The 17487-nt window shown below is 69.1% G+C and carries 20 protein-coding genes; 17 read left to right on the plus strand and 3 right to left on the minus strand.

Annotation, left to right across the window (positions count from 1 at the left end):
- Window positions 1-224: 224 nt before the first annotated feature.
- A complete protein-coding gene (locus QMK28_RS30180; protein WP_326442867.1) occupies window positions 225-1322 on the minus strand; it encodes a DUF2867 domain-containing protein in 1098 nt (365 codons plus the stop codon).
- 85 nt (window positions 1323-1407) lie between these two features.
- Here QMK28_RS30180 and QMK28_RS30185 point away from each other — a divergent pair, with 85 nt between their 5' ends.
- Window positions 1408-1965, plus strand: coding sequence for a TetR/AcrR family transcriptional regulator (locus tag QMK28_RS30185; protein WP_326442868.1), 558 nt, complete (start codon window positions 1408-1410; stop codon window positions 1963-1965).
- 322 nt (window positions 1966-2287) lie between these two features.
- Here the strand turns inward: QMK28_RS30185 and QMK28_RS30190 are convergent, their stop codons facing one another.
- Complete coding sequence (locus QMK28_RS30190) at window positions 2288-3214, minus strand: hypothetical protein (RefSeq protein ID WP_326442869.1); 927 nt, start codon at window positions 3212-3214, stop codon at window positions 2288-2290.
- Between the two features lie 965 nt (window positions 3215-4179).
- Here QMK28_RS30190 and QMK28_RS30195 point away from each other — a divergent pair.
- The 14 genes from QMK28_RS30195 (at window position 4180) to QMK28_RS30260 (ending at window position 15331) form a co-directional block, all read left to right on the plus strand.
- Window positions 4180-4740: a hypothetical protein gene (locus QMK28_RS30195; protein WP_326442885.1), complete on the plus strand. Its 561-nt coding sequence runs from the start codon at window positions 4180-4182 to the stop codon at window positions 4738-4740.
- Window positions 4741-4744: 4 nt separating this feature from the next.
- A complete protein-coding gene (locus QMK28_RS30200) occupies window positions 4745-5497 on the plus strand; it encodes a hypothetical protein (protein WP_326442870.1) in 753 nt (250 codons plus the stop codon).
- Window positions 5498-5536: 39 nt separating this feature from the next.
- Window positions 5537-5812, plus strand: coding sequence for an isoamylase early set domain-containing protein (locus tag QMK28_RS30205; RefSeq protein ID WP_326442871.1), 276 nt, complete (start codon window positions 5537-5539; stop codon window positions 5810-5812).
- Window positions 5813-5851: 39 nt separating this feature from the next.
- Window positions 5852-6190 carry a PRC-barrel domain containing protein gene (locus QMK28_RS30210; protein ID WP_326442872.1) on the plus strand — a complete coding sequence of 113 codons (339 nt, stop codon included), beginning with the start codon at window positions 5852-5854 and terminating at the stop codon, window positions 6188-6190.
- 231 nt (window positions 6191-6421) lie between these two features.
- Entirely contained in the window at window positions 6422-6682 is a 261-nt protein-coding gene (locus QMK28_RS30215; protein WP_443050874.1) for a helix-turn-helix domain-containing protein, read from the plus strand.
- 1534 nt (window positions 6683-8216) lie between these two features.
- A complete protein-coding gene (locus tag QMK28_RS30220) occupies window positions 8217-9497 on the plus strand; it encodes an ATP-binding protein (protein ID WP_326442873.1) in 1281 nt (426 codons plus the stop codon).
- 457 nt (window positions 9498-9954) lie between these two features.
- A complete protein-coding gene (locus tag QMK28_RS30225; RefSeq protein ID WP_326442874.1) occupies window positions 9955-10332 on the plus strand; it encodes a hypothetical protein in 378 nt (125 codons plus the stop codon).
- Between the two features lie 523 nt (window positions 10333-10855).
- Window positions 10856-12088, plus strand: coding sequence for a helix-turn-helix domain-containing protein (locus QMK28_RS30230; RefSeq protein WP_326442875.1), 1233 nt, complete (start codon window positions 10856-10858; stop codon window positions 12086-12088).
- A gap of 116 nt (window positions 12089-12204) precedes the next feature.
- Complete coding sequence (locus QMK28_RS30235) at window positions 12205-12633, plus strand: ATP-binding protein (protein WP_326442876.1); 429 nt, start codon at window positions 12205-12207, stop codon at window positions 12631-12633.
- Entirely contained in the window at window positions 12630-12824 is a 195-nt protein-coding gene (locus tag QMK28_RS30240; RefSeq protein ID WP_326442877.1) for a hypothetical protein, read from the plus strand. The genes QMK28_RS30235 and QMK28_RS30240 overlap by 4 nt, the downstream gene beginning before the upstream one ends.
- A gap of 451 nt (window positions 12825-13275) precedes the next feature.
- Window positions 13276-13857: a hypothetical protein gene (locus QMK28_RS30245; RefSeq protein ID WP_326442878.1), complete on the plus strand. Its 582-nt coding sequence runs from the start codon at window positions 13276-13278 to the stop codon at window positions 13855-13857.
- Window positions 13858-13936: 79 nt separating this feature from the next.
- Entirely contained in the window at window positions 13937-14242 is a 306-nt protein-coding gene (locus QMK28_RS30250) for a DUF6247 family protein (RefSeq protein WP_326442887.1), read from the plus strand.
- A complete protein-coding gene (locus QMK28_RS30255; protein ID WP_326442879.1) occupies window positions 14239-14499 on the plus strand; it encodes a hypothetical protein in 261 nt (86 codons plus the stop codon). The genes QMK28_RS30250 and QMK28_RS30255 overlap by 4 nt, the downstream gene beginning before the upstream one ends.
- 136 nt (window positions 14500-14635) lie before the next feature.
- Entirely contained in the window at window positions 14636-15331 is a 696-nt protein-coding gene (locus QMK28_RS30260) for a hypothetical protein (protein ID WP_326442880.1), read from the plus strand.
- Between the two features lie 17 nt (window positions 15332-15348).
- Here QMK28_RS30260 and QMK28_RS30265 read toward each other — a convergent pair whose 3' ends face one another.
- Entirely contained in the window at window positions 15349-15642 is a 294-nt protein-coding gene (locus tag QMK28_RS30265) for a hypothetical protein (RefSeq protein WP_326442881.1), read from the minus strand.
- Window positions 15643-15879: 237 nt separating this feature from the next.
- Between QMK28_RS30265 and QMK28_RS30270 the strand changes: the two genes are divergently transcribed.
- Window positions 15880-16095 (plus strand): hypothetical protein, encoded by a 216-nt coding sequence (locus tag QMK28_RS30270; RefSeq protein WP_326442883.1) that lies wholly within the window; start codon window positions 15880-15882, stop codon window positions 16093-16095.
- 222 nt (window positions 16096-16317) lie between these two features.
- Window positions 16318-16932, plus strand: a complete 615-nt coding sequence (locus tag QMK28_RS30275; RefSeq protein ID WP_326442884.1) for a hypothetical protein — start codon at window positions 16318-16320, stop codon at window positions 16930-16932.
- Window positions 16933-17487 lie beyond the last annotated feature (555 nt).

Genomic DNA, 17487 nt, shown 5'->3' on the forward strand with positions numbered 1-17487 from the left:
GAAACGCACGCGTGAGCACTCCCAGAGCGATGCGATCCGAAAACCGATCACCCTGAACTTCCTTCAACTGACCGGGCCTTGGCACACCAACTCAACGAGCCAGCACCAGCAAAGTCACCGGTATTGCATCTAGTGTGATCCACCTGGGCGACAGCGTCAGGGCATCTGCTCAGGCACCGGGCGGCCGACGCTCAGCCGCGTCGCAGGCCCCCTGCCCGCGACGGCTATCCGTTTCCTCGCCGGGTCGCTCGGACGATTGCCGCTGCGTCGCGGAGCAGCCCAGGTGCCAGCCGGCGATGGACGGCGGACAACGGGGGCCACACCGCATGGCCCAGCCGCCGGTCATAGCGCAGGAAGGTCCCCAACGACACCCGCCCATCGGTTGCCTGTACGAGGAGGTTGCCGGTCAGAAACCAGGAAGCGGCCTCGAGCCGGATCCAGTCCTCGCCACGTTCGGCGATCTGCCATCCGGCCACGGTGTCGGGCGACCGCCCTCGGCTGAGTCGGAGTCCGAGGAGCCCCCGCCAGATCAGTTGCTCCGCGACGCTGGGGACGTCGCCGAACATCGCACGAGCCCACTGCTCCGGTGTGGTGTCCGCGTCGACGTCCGTGCAGAGGGTGAATACGTCGGCGTAGTCGACGTGAGGCAACGAGCTGAGAGCCCGGATGGACTCGGGGATGTTGTGCGTCCCCACGGCGCTGTCAACGGTGGCCGCGCTGCCGCCTTCCGGACCTGGGCGGCCACGGTCCCGCCACGCGTGTTCCCATTGCCGCGTGAGGGCCGGGAAGACGATGAGGCGCCGAAACGGCGTGATGGCGGCCATGTACAGCCGCCCGGTCGGGCCGTTGGGCTTCACGAGGACGGCCACGCGGAATTCGTGTCCGCCGCTTTTGGTCGGCGCCCACCCCAGGTGCATGACCATGTGGACGGTCCTGGAGGCCCGTTCGAGGGCGCACTCGTTGTCCAACTCGTATACCGAGGTGAGCGGCGCAAGCCCGGCGTCCGAGTTACGTGGGGCCTCGGCGAGGTCGCGCGGAAGGCGGTCGCGCAGCAACGGAACCCGCGCTCCGATGCCCGCCTCGGGCTTGTCCCACCTCATGAGGGCACCGAGCTTCCAGCGCACCGCGAAGAGGAATCGGGACAGCAAGGGTTCCCTCGCGGGTCCGGCGGACGCCTGCATCGCGGCGAGCATCGTGGGGAAGTCGTTCGGCTTGGCGCCAGGCGTGCGGGCTGTCCACACGTCCTCGAGCCGGAAGTCGCCGGCGAGTTCGTGGATGCGCCACGGGTGGTCGGCGTGGACTGTGTCGGAGAGCCGGGTCATAATTGGCACCCACCTTCTATACGGTGACGTATAGAAGGACACTAACTGCTTCTGTACGGCTCCGTACAGACCTGGGAGACTTTCTGTGGCAAGCGCCAGGACGCCGCGCGCAGCGTGGATCGACGCCGGGTTGCGCGCCCTCGCGGCCGGGGGGCCGGATGCTGTGCGGATCGAGGTACTGGCAAGGTCGCTCGGAGTGACCAAGGGCGGGTTCTACGGCTACTTCGCCGACCGCTACGCGCTGCTCGAGGAGATGCTCGACGCGTGGGAACGCGATGTCACCGACATCATCATCAAAAGCGTCGATGCCGAGGGTGGTGATGCACGAGATCGCCTGCGCAATCTGTTCCGCATCGTGGGAAGCCGAACAGGAGTGACCACCGCTGTGAGCACAGAGCTGGCGATTCGAGAGTGGTCGCGGCGCGACCCTGCTGTTGCTCATCGGTTGCGGCGCGTCGACACCCGGCAAGTGAACTACCTGCGTGGGCTGTTCCGGGAGTTCTGCCGCGACGAGGATGAGGTGGAAGTCCGCTGCACCATCGTGACCTCGGTACGGATGGCGGCTCACTTCATGGTTTTCGACCACGGGAAGCGAACGCACGACGATGTCGAGCGCATGGTGCTGCAACGGGTGCTCGAGTAGACACCGCCCGACTGCGCACCCAGGGGCAGCATGATCGGGTTAACACCCGCCCGTGGAGCCCCGCACCGGATGCGCCGTTTCCGCCCTCTACCGGTTGGACGTCTTGTCACATCCGACCGGCACGAACGCCACCAACACCAACCCGGAACGCGGTCGGCTTCGCACCAGTGCGGCCCCGGGACGATCGGAGAGACACAGTGACGGACGTGCAGCGCGAGGCCGTACGGAGCCGGGACCGGGGGTCAGGGTGCGGCCAGCACGTCCCGGGACCGCGCCACAGTTCCTTGCGGCGCGATGGTGTGGGGCTCCTGGTGGGGCAAGGTCACGGTGTTCCGTTGGCGCCGCTCGCGCAGGGGCTGCCCGCCCCGAACGTTCCGCCGGTTCCCCCGGTCCCACCGTGGAAGAGCACGCCCCCCGTGGCGTTGCCGCCGGCGCCGCCGATACCGCAGGTGCCATCAGCGCTGGCACCCGACTTGACGCCGCCGTTGCCGCCGATACCACCGTTGCCGCCGGCGTTGGCCATGCCGCCGGAGCTCACACCGCCGGCTCCGCCGATGCCTGCGGCGCCGCCCGGGTAGGCACCGCCCGAGCTGCCGTTGCCGCCGTTTCCGGCATTACCGCCCTTACCTCCGTTACCGGAGGCGTTGATGCCGCCGGCGCCGCCGTTACCGCCGGTGCCGCCGCCGTGGCCGATGCCGCCGTTGCCCGCGTTGCCGCCCGCACCACCGGTGGATCCCCCAACACCACCCAGGCCACCCTGGCCGCCGGCTCCGGCGCTGGCACCGGAGTTGCCGCCGGCACCACCGATGCCGCCCGCAGCGACCTGGGTGCCCGCACCACCAGCACCGCCCGCGCCGCCCGCACCGTTGAGGCCGCCGGTGGCACCGGTGCCACCGTTACCGCCCGCCGCACCGCTGGGGCCGCCGTTGCCACCGACAGCACCCGCCCCGCCCGAGCCGCCGCCCAGACCGAGCCCGCCGTTGCCACCCGCACCCCCGACCCCGCCCAGCACACCGTTGCCGCCAGGGCCACCCGCACCGCCGGCGCAGTTCCCGGTGCCGGTCGCGGCGCCACCCGCGGTCCCGGGAAAGCCGGCGGGGTGGGCGGCGGTGCCGTTGGCGCCCGCGACGCCTGCAGTGCCCGCGGTGCAGGCCAGGGCCGAGGCGCCGGCAGGAGCGCCGAGGAAAAGTGCAGCCCCGGCGAAGAGGGTGGGAAGGGCGAGGAGAGCGGCGGTCTGTTTCCTGTTCACAGGGTTCCTCTGGCTCAGGTGAAGCGAGGGTCAATCCGAAGCACGAAACCAGGTTGGCACGGCACCGAGAAAAGAATAATTTCTCTCGAACAGTTTTCCGTGCCGCTTGCCGTGAGGCAGGCCAAGAAATTCCGCGCTACTTCCATACGACACGCATGTCCAGATATTTGTAATGGGATAACGAGTGCAATCCTCATCGATATTTGCCCGACAGCGTGGTACATCACCTGCAGTAGAAGAACTCCCTCGGATTTAGGCGTTTAGCCAATATTCACTGATTCGACCGCCGGATATCGACGCGAATTAGCCATTCCTCGAATTTCCGGATCGCGTAGGCGCTGAGCTGCGGGTTCTGGCGGGTTGCGGCAACCAGAGGGCATTTCTGACCACCCGACACCCAGGACCCGGCGAGGCGCGTCGCACAGCGCCGAGGCAGGTAGGGCTGGGTGACGACGACACCATTGCCTCGACTGCTCGTCTTTCCCTGCTTGAACCGAGGTGGCCGAATCCAAGGGTTTTTGACGTGTGCAGCCACCCGTGTTTGACGGGAAATTGTAGTCCTCATGTATCTCGTACGCAATCACCCCGGAAAATACCGGGGCGAGGGCCGGACGCACCGGCGGCGAGGGCCCGGAGCAGAACCCAGCGTAGAAGACCGCCTGATTTTCACGTTGATGGCGTCGACGAACAGCACCGGATACACGCCTTGAGTTCTACCGATGGTTGCGAACGTTCCTGAAGGGATGTTCGGATGCCTCGTGGAGGTGCCAACAGGATGCCGGCGGCGGTCAAGCGCCGCTACTTCGAGCTGCTGAGAACTGGATGACCACCGACTGAGACCGCTGCCGTCCTCTCCGGCCACCCCTTCCGGAGCTGGCTGATCATCCCGCTGACACGACCTCAACCCCCGTGGCAGGGTGCGGTGATCGGATCGGCAGACGGAGGGGGCTCCCGTGGAAGCACGGATGTGGAACGGACTGGTCGGCGTGGTGAAGGAGACGTACACCGCTGCGCTGGGCGAGGGGAGCGTGCCGCGCCCGCTGATGATGCCGCTGGTGCGCGGCGAGCTGGTCGGGCTGATCTGGGTCCGCCCGCTCAAGGTCGGCCAGGACGCGCTCGCCGGGATCGCGGAGCTCGCGAACATCGCGGCGGCGGCCGGCGCGGACGAGGTCGTCCTCGCCTGGGAGACCCATGACGTCGCCACCGCCTGCGAGCTGCCCATCGTCGGCCCGGCTCCGTGCCTGAACATGGTGCTCGCCACCCCGGCCGGGCACATGCTGCACCAGTTCCCCTACACCGAGCAGCTCCTGTCCCGCAGCCCCGAAGGCTGGGCGTCGGCCGCCCCCGACTGGAGGCCGGCCCCCGCGCCGCAGCCCGGCGGCGAACTGGTGCCGCCCATCCAGGCCACGGTGAACTTCTCCTTCACCCCCATCGAGCTGGACCACCCCGACCCGTTCGGCGTCACCGTCGTGCTGATGGAAGAGGACGGCTACCGCATCAGCCTGACCGAAGCGTTCGCCCGCTGAGCTCGTGGCACGGGACTTCGACGACGACGCGCCCCGCCGCATCCAGGACGCGAACGAACTGATCAGTGCCCGCCAGCGGGACGCCGACGAACGGATCTACGTGGTGACCACCAACCTCGTCATCGACGCCCAAGAGCAACTTGCCCGGCGCCGCCGGCTGGACCGCATCTGGCGCGCCGGGTGGGCGGTCAGCTGGCTGTCCTTACTCACCGCCGTCATTGGCACGGGCATCGCCGCGCTCAGCGCAGGCGACCCGGCACGGTTCGTCCTGGGCGATCTGATCTGCGGGAGCCTGCTCCTGCTGTCTCTGCTGGCGCTGGTCGGGGCGCACTTCGCCGGGCGGGACCTGCCCACCCTCCAGCGTGCCGAAGCGCAGCTCGCTTCCGCGCAGGAGTCGCTGTGGAAGCAGAAGGCCAAGCAGCACCTGGACCTGGACGACCGGCGCAAGGTCTACGAGGAAGTCACGACCGCGATCGAGCAGTACCAGGCTGACAGCCGCAAGTACCGACGGATCCACAACGGGCTGCAGACCCTCATCATGATCGGCTCTGCCTCCACGGTGAGCCGGCCCCGGGCTTCGCCTCCCGGGGCCGACTCATCGACTTCGTATACCCCGGCAAGCAAGGTGCCAGGCCGCCACGGCGCGCGGGGCGCCCGCATCAGCCGGTTGCCGCGTGGACGCATCCGGGGCTGGGCCGTTCGGGTGGGCGGTACCGGTAGCTGCCGTTTTTTGGGCGCTTTCGGGGCATCAGCATGAGGTTGGTCTCACCCCCCACCACCTGGAGGAGTAGCCGTCATGTTGGAGCGCACCCGGACGAAGGACACCACCACGGTCACCTTCATCCTGCCCGCCGATCACCCCCACGAGCAGATCAGTGTCGTAGGAGATTTCAACGATTGGCAGCCCGGCGCCCACCCGTTGGGCGCCCGCAAGGACGGTACCCGCGCGGTGAGCATCGCGATGCCCGCCGAGCGGTGCTTCGGCTTCCGCTACCTCGCTGCGGGCGACCGTTGGTTCGACGACGAACACGCCGACAGCCACGACGGCACCAACGGCTACCTCCACACCTGAGACCCACCCCCCTACCAGCAGAAACGCAATGTGACACGCATGAGCATGTGGGACTACACCGCCGCCGCGCAGTACACGTCCGGCACGGACCTGACCGGCTACAAGGTTGAGGCCACCGACGGGCACATCGGCAAGGTCGACGAGGCTACCGACGAGGTCGGCGCCGCGTACATCGTCGTCAACTGCAAGCCCTGGCTCATCGGCAAACACGTCATGGTGCCCGCCGGCGCCATCACCCGCGTCGACCACGACAAGGAGACCATCCACGTCGGCCGCACCAAGGACCAGGTCAAGGACGCCCCCGAGTACGACCCGGACACCATGGCCGGCAGCGCCGACTACCGCAGCAGCCTCGGCACCTACTACGGCGACCGCTGATCTCCCGTGGGAGCGGGGTCGTGCCCCGCTCCCACGGTGGTCGGTTGCTGCGCAATGGCTCCGGCCGCGTCGTCCCGTGTCGCAGCACGAGCGGGTGACGCGGCGGCCGTAGCCGCTGGGGGAAGTTCGCCGGGGCCGACCAGTTGAGCGCGTTCCCATAGTGATCCCAGCGGCGGCTGTTGCCCTGGGGATGTGCGGTGTTCGGCAGGCGCGCGGATGAGGATCTTGGGCATGTCGCAGAAGATACCGGCCGCGAAGAACACCGCGGCTTCGGGAGCACCGTCGGTGCGGACGCGCTCGCCGCGCTTGACCGGACCGGCGCGAGCGGCGGCAGCCGCCCAGCTCAAAGAGATATACGAGGCAGGTGCAACGATCCGCCAGATCGCGCATCGCACGCACCGCTCCTATGGTGGCGTCCGCGCCCTGCTGGTCAGCGCTCGGGTTCCGTTCCGGGGCCGCGGAGGAAATCGAGCACAGCCGACACCGCCATAGTGCGCCCTGGCGATCCGCTGTCCCGCTCTGCCAGGCAAGCAAGCTCGCTCACCAGGCGCTCACAGCGGTGTCCGTCGGGCTCACGCTTTCGGAGGCGACCCATCCGTCCGCGGGTCGCCGAGGGGCGGCCGTGCCGGGCTGGGGCACCGGATCGGACGGGGCCCAACCAGGGCCGCCCGATCCGGCTGCCCCCGTGGCGGCAGGTACCGGGCGGGCGCCGCCGACAGCGCCCGCCCACCCCGGCAGCGGCACGAGGCCAGGGTGAAGGCCGGCATCCTGCCCTGACGTCAGGCCGAGGGCCGGCACCCCGGACACCAGCTCGGACCACTCGCGGTCGTCCTGCCCCGGCAGCATCCGCCCGGCTCGCCGCCACCGCTCAACCAGCGCCGCAAAGATCGGCGGATCGTCCGCGCGCAGAACCGTTTCCGCACCGTCACCCGCTGCCCTACGCCGCCGACCGGTCGGGATCACGGACGCCTGTGTGCCTGTCACCCCCGACTAACGACCACGCACGCAAGCCCGCAACCCCCCTCGCTCACCCATCACTCCACCGAGGGTCCACCGCGGCACGGCGCTGACGCGGGCATTACCGCGACAGTCCCACCGGCACGCCGTGTGAGGACAGATCGTCGTCGAGCCGACTGCGCAGCAGGAGCAAGGCAGCGGGGTCGGCGACCTGGGCGAGATCGTCGAGCAAGGCCCGCACGCGCGGGGCGTCTTCCGTCCGGACGGCCTCGACGACAGGGTCTATCAGGATTCAAAATTTTGCACACCCCGCCCAACGAACAGCAGCCGCCGCACCTCCCGCCCGCCCTCGCGCGGGAGGCAGAGCGCTGGCTCGCGCTCGTATGAAGTAGGCCAAGGAACTCCGCAGGACGGCCGATCGGGAAATCAGCGGGCCGTGCTGCGTGGGACGGGTCCGCTAGAACACCTTTCCCTCCGGCTAACGCGGAGAGAGAGGTGTCGGCGTCAGAATCCGGCATGCCCACGGGGTCTGACCAGGTAAAACGGTCCGTCGGTGAAAAGGGGTGCTGCAACTCTCGGTGCAACCCTCGGTACCACCATGGAGCCCACCCTCCAGCCCACTGTCCAGCCCCCTATGAAAGCAACCCTGAATGGTCTCCATGCGGCGGCGGCAGTGCAGCGGGACAATCGCGGTATGGGAAAGCGCAAGCCGAAGCGGCCGGGTCGGGTGGTGCGGGGTGAGGTCGTCGCCGGCCTGGACGCGGCGGCGGCCCGGGTGATGACGGGAGGGGATCCGAGAGGCGATCGGGGACGTGCAGCGGGCCGCTACGGTGCTCGCGGACCGCGTCCGGGCCGCACATGAGGCCCGGATCTGGCTCGCTTTGAACTACGGATCGTTCCCTGTTGAATCAGCGTGTTGAAGCTGATCCAAGTGACAGAAGGTGAGGCTTTGACGTCTCACTCGGTCTCGTCTCTTCGCAGGTCAGGGCGTGGCCCGGGAAAGATCGGATGGCGGTACTGTCGGCGCGGCAGAGAGAATGGTGGTCCACGACCGGGTGAGGTGGTGTCGATGGCCGTGTGGCGGTTGCGTGACTTCCGTGAGGGCGATCTCGACCAGGCGCTCCGAATCTGGGATCAGAATCGGCAGGTCGACGACGCGACGCCGGTGTTTCCCGTCTCCGAGGTGATGGCGGCGGCCCGGGTCGGCCAGGGCGGCGTCGTCGCTGTGGTCGACGAGGAGCTCGTCGGCATCGCGGTGGCGCAGGCCCATGGGGAGCGTGCCTGGGTGCTCCTGGTGGCCCTGGCAGGACAGTGGCGCGAGCGCGGGATCGGCAGCGTTTTGCTCGCCGAGCTCGAGCGACGCCTGCGCGTGCAGGGGGTGCGCCGGATCAGCGCGCTGCTGCCCTCAGGCAGCACCGGTACCAAGGCCCTGGAGAATTCCGGATACCTCGCTCGTGGCGACCTCACCTACTACGAACGGCCCGAGCCGTCCGCAGTGGCCGACGCGGACCTGCTCGCGCTGCTGGGGGGCCGGATGCTGCCGGTGGGCCTGTGGGACCAGATGGCCGGCATGGAGCCGGAGAAACACGTCGTCGAACAGCGGATCGTGCTGCCGCTGGCCGAACCCGCCCTGTCCGAGCGGTACAACGTCGCCCCACCCAAAGCCTTCATCCTGTTCGGTCCCCCCGGGACCGGCAAAACGAGCTTCGCCAAGGCAGTGGCTTCCCGACTGAACTGGCCGTTCGTGGAACTGTTCCCCTCCCGGCTCGCCGCCGACACCAGCGAGGGGCTGGCCGCGGCACTGCGGGAGGCGTTCGTGGACCTCGCCGAACTGGAGGCGGTGCTGCTCTTCATCGACGAGGTCGAGGAGATCGCCGGCGTGCGTTCCGGGCAAGCCGTCGATCCGGGGCACGGGGTCACCAATGAGCTGCTCAAGCTGATCCCCGGCTTCCGTGAGCATGATGACCGACTGCTGGCCTGCGCCACCAATTCGGTCCGCTCCCTCGACCCGGCTTTCATGCGGCCCGGCCGCTTCGACTACATCATCCCGATCGGCCCGCCGAACCCGGCCGCGCGCGCGGCGATCTGGTCCCGCTATCTCGGCTCCGCCGCCAAGTCGGTGGACGTGGCCGCGCTGGCCGAGGCGAGTGAGTTCTTCACCCCCGCCGACATCGAGTTCGCCGCACGCAAGGGCTCGCAGGCGGCCTTCGAGCGCGAGGTCAGCCAGCGACTGGGCATACCGGTCGGCACCGACGACTACCTCGACGCCATCGCCGACACGCGACCGACGCTCACCACGCAGGCCCTCGAGGAGTTCACCGAGGACATCGACACCTACAGCCGCCTCTGACCACGACGACCGTACGGCAGCAGGAACGGCAACGACCACGGCCGATCAAGGCAGTTCCACGGTGAGGACGTCATGGGCGACGCCCCCGGTCACCTCGCTGTACCGGGCGCTCGCCAAAGTCGACGAGCACGACACCCAGCAGGCAACCCCAGCAAGATCACCGGACTCCACGAAACTCGGGGCAGTTCACCGGCGTCAGCGGACTCCCTCAGAATCCGCCTGCAGCGAGGGCTCTACCTCAACACACTGACCTGACAGGGAAGGATCGTGGGAGGCGTACGCGCGGGCGGAGTTCGGCGTCAGCCGCACGCAGGCGTACCGGCTCCTCGACATCTCCCGCGCGGCCACCGCCATCACCGCCGCCGTCACCGCGGCGGGACTGTACCCCGCGGGGGACACCCTCGACCTGGGCCTGTCCGGGCGGGCGCTGCGCGAGGCGCACGCCCGCCTCGACACCGTGGTGGACCTGATCACCACCCGCCTCACCGCAGCCGCCGACCAGCCGCTGCCGCCCGACGCGGTACGCGCCCTCGTGCACCAGGCCGTCACCGACGCCCGCCACCTCCCCACCACAGCAGCACAGCGGGCGCTGCCCGCCACCACGGACCCCCACATCACCGAAATGCGCCGCCAGGTCGACCGCCTGGAGGCGCTTGCCGGGGACATCGGCCGGCTCATGCTGGAGATCGCCCCGGCCTACCTCACCGACAGTCAGGCCGCCCGCCGACTCGGCATCTTCGCGGCCGAGATCGGCCTGACCCTCGAAGAGGCCCTCGCCGACCGCCGCTACGCCATCTCTGGCGACCGCCGCGCGCTGGTGGGCATCGTCTTGTAGCCGCAAGCGCAGTCGGTCCGTGGGCCGGTGGGCCTGGTGCTGGGCATGCCTGCGGATGGGTGGGCATGTCCATGGGCCTGACCAGGCAAAACGGGTGGTCTGTGGACAGGGGTGCTGCAACTCTCGGTACCACCGTGGAGCCCACTGACTGTCCAGCCCCCTATGAAAGCAACTCCGAAGTGGTTGATTTCAAACGGCGACGGCAGCTGTGCCTCGCAGCGGTAGACGTCACTTCGCAGCCGGCACGTACCGCTGCTGTTGCGGGAGCACATCCTGGCCCTGGAGGGCCTGATCAGCCGCTGGTGCACGCTCTGCGCCGACCTGATCGCCGACCCCGCCGAACCGCACTGACCTTGCACGTGCGCACCTCCGGGATGCTGGCACCAGCCCGCTCCAGATGCTGTGCATTCCCCCTGGGAGACGCCAACGGCCCGCCTCCCAGGGGGAGTACGGGCTGAAGCTGTCCCCGGATACTCGGGCACGGGTACCGTCCTGAGTGCGACGTCAGAACGGAGAGTCCATCATGGCGCACGACGCTGGAAATGGCAGCCCGCCGCGTACGTTCGGTCAGCGGGTCCGACGGGCCCGCGAGCGGAAGGGGAAGACGCGGCCGGTGCTCGCTGGTCTCGTCGGCCGCAGCGCGGCCTGGGTGAAAGCGATCGAGACCGACCGACTCGGTATGCCACGCCTGCCGCTGCTTCTGCGCCTGGCGGAGGCGCTCGGTGTGGATGATCTCGCCTCGCTCACCGGTGATGAGCGCCTGGCGGTGGCCGCTTACACCAAAGCAGCGCACCCCTCGCTCCTGCGGGTGACGGCGGCGCTGACCGACTACGACCTCCTGGCCCATGACGAGGAACCCGCGCCGGCGGCGGCGCTTGCCACGCGGGTCCAACAGACGTGGCAGCTATGGCACGGGTTCGGTGACCACCGCACCCGCGTCGCCGACGTCCTCCCCGGGTTGCTGGCCGACCTCAAGTACGCCGCCCGCGCGCACCAGGGGGCTGAGCGTCGGCGGGTCCAGGTGAGCCTGGCGCAGGGCTACCACCTCGCGCAGCTCTACCTTTCGTTCCAGCCCGCGCCGGAGCTGGTGATGCTCACCGGCGACCGGTCGATGTCGGCCGCTCAGGACGCCGACAGCCCGCGCGCCATCGCTGCCTCGGCGTGGTACCTCAACCATGTTTTCCGCGACGCGGGGGAGCGTAACGAGGCCCGCGTCGAGCTGGCGATGACGTCCGTCCGGCTGCTCGATCCGGACCGCGGGTGCGAGGACATCGCCCTGGGCGGACTGCTGCACCTGGCCGCCGCCCTGTCGTACGCGAAAATCGGGCAGCAGGGCAACGCCGAACGACACTGGGACCGTGCCGACCAGGCCGCCAGCCGCCTCGGCGACGGATACGCACACCCCTGGCTGCTCTTCGGGCGGACCATGGTCGACGCGTACGCGATCACCCTGCACACGGATCTGGTCCGGTCGGGCGCCGCCGTCGACGCGGCTACGCACATCGACCTCGGCACCATGCCGTCGGCCACCCGCAGGTCGTTCCACACCATCGAGACGGCCCGCGCGTACAGCCTGCAGGGCGAGTCGAGCGTCGCGGTCGTACACCTGCTGAAGAGGGCATATGCGATCAGCCCGGAGACGGCGCGCTTCAACCTGTTCGCCCGGGGCGCGGTCGCCGAGCTGGCCGAGTCCGGCAGCGCCATCATCCGTGACGACGCGCGAGACCTCGCGCGTCAACTCGGCGTCGCCGCGTAGGGGGAGGGCTTGTACCCCTCGGGGAGAGGGGGAGCGACTGTCCCCGTCGCTCCCCCTCCGGCCTTTACCGTCGGGCCTCGACCTACTGCCTACTTCGAGGTCTGGCGATGCCCGACATGACCGCAGTACGACCCCGCAGAACGGGGCACCACGGCTACACCCTCACGAAGACACGCGTCCCGGAAACAGCGGTCGAGGCCCGGTATCTGGCGCGCGTGGCGCTGTCCGCCTGGGGCCTGGACGACATGGCCGAGACGGCAGCGCTGCTGCTGTCGGAACTGGTGGCGAACGCCGTCCGGCACGCCCACGGTCCGACGGTCCGCATCGTCGTCGACCATCCCGCGGACGACCGGGTCTATGTGGCGGTCGTCGACCGGTCTCCCCGGCAGCTACCGGAAATGCGCACCCCGGACCCGGACGACGTCAACGGGCGCGGGTCGCTCTTGGTCGACGAGCTGGCCGACCGGTGGGGCTACGACCTGATGGGCCCCGGACAGCGTCCGTGGGGCAAATGCGTATGGGCTGAGATGCAGGTGAGCCGATGAATACGGGCGATGCGTTGCCGGGGGTCGGCGACGAGGTGATGGAGGGCAGGACCCGCGCGATCGTCACGGATATCCGTGCCGGTGTCGTCTGGCTGCGTGCCGGCAGGCGGGCGGAGTGGCCGGCGGAGGATCCGAAACGACTGAAACTCACGCGGACCCGCGCCGAACTGATCGCTGCGGGGGACCTGTGAGGGGCCGTCGCAGGAGCGGGCCGTAGCCCGCATCGAACCGCCGTCCGTTCCAGCCACCCGCCCCCGCCGCCGGCCGCAGCGTGACTGCCTCGATTTCTCCGGGACCGGACAGTGACGACGGGGGCGCGGTCGGGTTCCTCAAGCCCCCTTGCGTGCCCTAACCACACGAGCTGTGACTGAGCGCGGAAGGTGTCACCGGCGCCCCGCCCTGACCATGCTTCTTCGGTGCCGTGAGCAGGCTTGTTGTCACCCTATGAGTGCGGCCGAGGCGATGTCTCGGACGCGCTTGCGAAGCAGGCGATGAGGCACGTACTCGTACTGCTCACTCATCGGACGCCTCCGCTCCCTTTCCGGCGGAGTGGAGGAACCGCTCCCAGCCTGCGGCCGCACGAGCCGTCAGCTCGGCGCTCGGCCCCAGCGGCAGCTGCGGCAACTGAATAGGAGCGAATGCGTGACCACTGAATTCCCGGCCATCGACCGGGATAAGAGCGCGCTGCTCGACGCCGACCACGACGCCGTCCGCATCGCCGACGCACTGCGCGGCAGTCCGCACATCCGCAGCGTCGCCGCGGCCGAACCCGGTGACGAAACGGTCTGGTTCGCCGACGCAGACGGCACCGGCTACGAACTGTCCCTGGCCACCGTGGAACCGATCCCCGACGCTCAGCACGTGGCCTACGCCTGGGACGCTGTCGCCGCCGCGATCGGCAACCACCCGGACTTCGTCTCTGCGGCACTCGCCAGGGAAGGGTTCGGCCCGGACCGTCTCGACGCCATCACCGCGCTCACCCGCACGGGCAACGAGTACACCCTGAAGCTGACCGTCTCCCCTCGCCCCGGCTACAACAAGGAGCCGGCCTCCCCGGCCGCCGACGTCACCTACGCCGCCGACCAGCTGCTCACCAGCGACCCGAGCGACTCGGAACGCGCGACGGCCGAACTCCTCAACTACGTCGCCGCCACCTGGGAGAAGCAGGACCTCCCGCTGCGCCAGCACGCCCAGGCCGTCGCCCGCGCTCTGCGCACCCGGTAGGGGGATCTGGCTCATGTCCCTCTCCACGGTCACCCGGCGCGCGTACCGTGAGGTGACGACCCGCCGGGAGGACCAGCTGATGAGCGCGCAGCCCGACCACGCACCCCTCACGCCGTACGCCCCCGCACCGGGAGCTCCGGCCGAACTCCTCGACCAGCTGCGCGCCGACCAGCGCGCCGCGCAGTGGGTGCCGGCCTTCGAGCAGGAGTGGGCGACCGCGCTGGAGGAGTCGCGCCGCACGTTCTCCCTCGCCGGGCTGTACGAGGTCGTCCAGGAGTGGCAGGGCCTCATCGCCTCCGCCCCGGCGGTCGATGCGTTCGTCGCCTCCGGCTATGACGACAGCGACTTCATCGACATGGCGGAGCTCCGTGGCAGGCGCCGGTGACCGGACAGCCGTACGCGGTCCGCTTCTCCGCCCCGGCCGCCAAGGTCCTCGACGCCCTGCCCGAGCACGCGGAAGACACCGTGTGGGACGTCCTGGACGCCGCCGCGGCCGACCCCTGGGGTTTCCGGCAGTTCAACGCCGACGACCCCGAGGGCGAGGACGTGCGCCACGCGTCCGTCGGCCAGCTGTCCCTCACCTACTGGGTGAACAGGCCCCTGCGCCGCCTGTCCGTCCTCACCATCACCTGGCTCGGATAGCCACCGGTGACAACGGCCCGGCCCCGGCATTGCAGCTGCCGGGGCCGGGCCGTTTCGCATCGTATGCGGGCCTTGGGCGTCAGCGCCGGGTAGTAGCGTGCGGGGCACTGATCCGAACCTAGGGGTGGGGAGTGGCATGCGGTTTCCACGGTTCGATGAGCGCGGATCGCTGACGACGATCGAGTTGGAGGCGCTGCGGTCGTTGAACGCGGCGTTCTTGACCGCGCGGTACGAGTGGCAGTCGGCGGGCACCCTCTGGGACCGCCTCCAGAGCACCGGTGACGTGGCCGAACTGCACGAGGCGCAGACGACGTTCCCGTTCTACAGCCAGGCCGTCCAGGAGATCGCGAGCGGCGCGACCGCGTACGAGCGGCACGCGGCGCTGACCGCCTGGCGGTACACGGCCGCGGCGGTCGTCCTGGGCGTCACCGTTCTGCAGCGCGTCGCGGAGGCGAAGCCGCCCCTGACGGCCACGACGGTGGGGGAACTGTGCCAGGAGCCGACCCTGGGCCGCCTGCACGAGGCGCTGTCGGTGCCGGTGGCCGACCTTCTGCCCGAGCGTGATCACAGTCTCCCGAACGAGCGCGAGGACACGGCGCGGCGGTGGGCCCGGGTGCGCGACGGCGTGGACGGCGCGATCGAGGTCGTGGTGGAGATCGCCGCAGACGAAGAGGAGGCCCACCCCCGGACCAAGGAAGAAGCCGCCGGCTGCCTGCTGACCCAGCACTGCCCGCCCCACACCGACCCGGTGTACCAGGGCATCCTGGAGCCGCTGTTCCGGCTGGCGGAGGAAGTCCCGTTCGACATCACCCGGGTCATCAAGAAGGGCTGAGCCCCGGGCGCCGCGGCTCAGGCTTGCGGCGCCGCGCCGGGCAGTTCGCCGGCGAAGTCCCACCACTGCTGGATGGTCCACAGGGCGACGCTGGAGCGGTCGGTGGACATCCGCAGCCACACTTCCTCGCCGCCGGGCATGAGCGCCACCTCCAGGTGCGCCTCATCCCACGACCCCACGGCATACATCCACTCGATGCCGTCGGGCCAGGTCCGCATCGCCACCGTGCGCACGCTCAGCGCCGCGGCCAAGGCGTCCAGGGCAGCCTGGGGTATCCGCACCTCCGCCGGCTCCCGCTCGATCCCCGCCACCCCGGACCCCCCTAGTTCTGCGGCGAGACGCGACAGCCCGCCGTCGCGGATCAGCCTGCCAGACCCGCCCGCCGCAGGTGTCACGCACGGCCCCGCCCTGTGAGGTCTATCAGGCTCACAGCCTGTTTCCCCAGGTGAACGCGTTGAGTTATGAGGCTGTGAGGCTGTGAGGTAGAACTCGCGCCCGTGCTTCCGTACGCCCTGGTGCGGTCCGCCGGCGCGCAGGACGATGGAGTGGTGAGCGAGCGACACGAGGACCAGGAGCACGCCGTCGAACCAGCGCGGCCGACGCTGACCGTGGCGCAAGCCCAGGAGGTGACGGCCGGGCTGCGCGAGGCGGTGGATGACGTCTGGCGTACGGTCGCGGTTGCTCGCCGCCCGGGTGTGGTCCCGCTCGGTCCCAGTAGCCGGGAGGCGTACTGCGACGCGGAGTTCGGCATCAGCCGCGCGTAGGCGTACCCGCTGCTGGAACGTCGCCCGCGCCCTGGCCGCGATCCAGAACGCCATCGCGGCTGGCACCAAGCCGTCTCCGCACGCGAGACACCACCCCACTCATCGCAGCCGCTTTCTCTGGTGCGTGCGTACATCACTTACGTCCATATCTATGCAACCAAGGGTTTTTGCCTGGCGTTTAGATATATGACAGCTATCTACCGGTTATTGCGGGAGGGAAGCATGGCCTCTGCGAGTACGACTAGTCCGGAGCCGGAGCCGGAGCCGGAGCCGGAGCCGGAGCCAGGTAGCCCACCTCGTCCGCGCCATTGGTGGCTCAACGTCACGATCGGCGCGGCGGTCATCGGGGCGGTAGCCGCTGTCTGCGTCCCCATTGTCACCACGTACTTCGACAACACCGAGCCTCCGCCGCCGCCACCGACCAACACTGAGGTCCCTTCGCCGACACAGTGCGATGGCCGTGCGGTAGACATCAACGCGCCCGATCAGGTCGGCAGCACTTTCGAGACGACCACCAAGGTGCTCTGCCCGCCATCGAAGGGGACGAAGTACTACTTCATCAGCCAGGAAGACAACGTCGGCGAGAAGGGCACGGAACACTCTGTCTACTGCCCTAAGGAGTCCATCGTCCCCGCCGCGGAAACGACAAGCTCCACAACCGCACGCGAGGTCCAAAGGTCGCCCATCGGCTCCAAGAAATCGTTGTACTACCTGCGAGTCGACGCTGCTCAGGAGCGGGAGCTGTTCGCGAACTTGGTGGACACCTGCGTTTGGAAACTGCCGCTCGGGGCGGACAAGGTCTCCAACACCGTCACGATTCAACGCCTCTGGCAGTGATAGAGCCGCGAAAGGTACGTGCTTGACCGCATCACTGAACGACTGATTGCCCTGCATGACCTTGACCTGCTGCTTTCCCCTGCAGGGGAAGCACACCCTGATCACCGCCTTCGGCCGTAAATGCGATGTCCCGGAGCTGATCACCCGTCGACTCGCCACGCTCGCCCACAGCGGCCTCCAGGCCCTCGATGAGCCCACTGTGCACGCCGTGGTCCGCCAGGCCGTCCGCGACGTCCGCACCGCCCCGCCGCCCGCCGAACCGCCGGCGGATCCCGCGCTCGCCGAACTCCGCCGCGCCGTCGACGACCTCGCCGCCACCACGCACCAGATCGGCGAGCTGATGCTCGAAGTCGCCCCCTGTGGGGTTCCAAAAGTCTTCACATGCGCTGAGCTGGGGTTTTCCACTGGCTGGGCGGTCTTGTTCGGGTGGTGTCGTGGTACTTGTGGATCAGTCCGCCGAGGATGTCGTGGCGCTGGATCCGCCGGGCGGGGAACGGGATCACGTCGGGGTCGTCCAGGGGTGCCCGAAGCTCCCGGGCTCGGTGCGGACGCCCA

Source organism: Streptomyces sp. H27-D2 (assembly GCF_035828615.1).
Classification (GTDB): Bacteria; Actinomycetota; Actinomycetes; order Streptomycetales; family Streptomycetaceae; genus Streptomyces.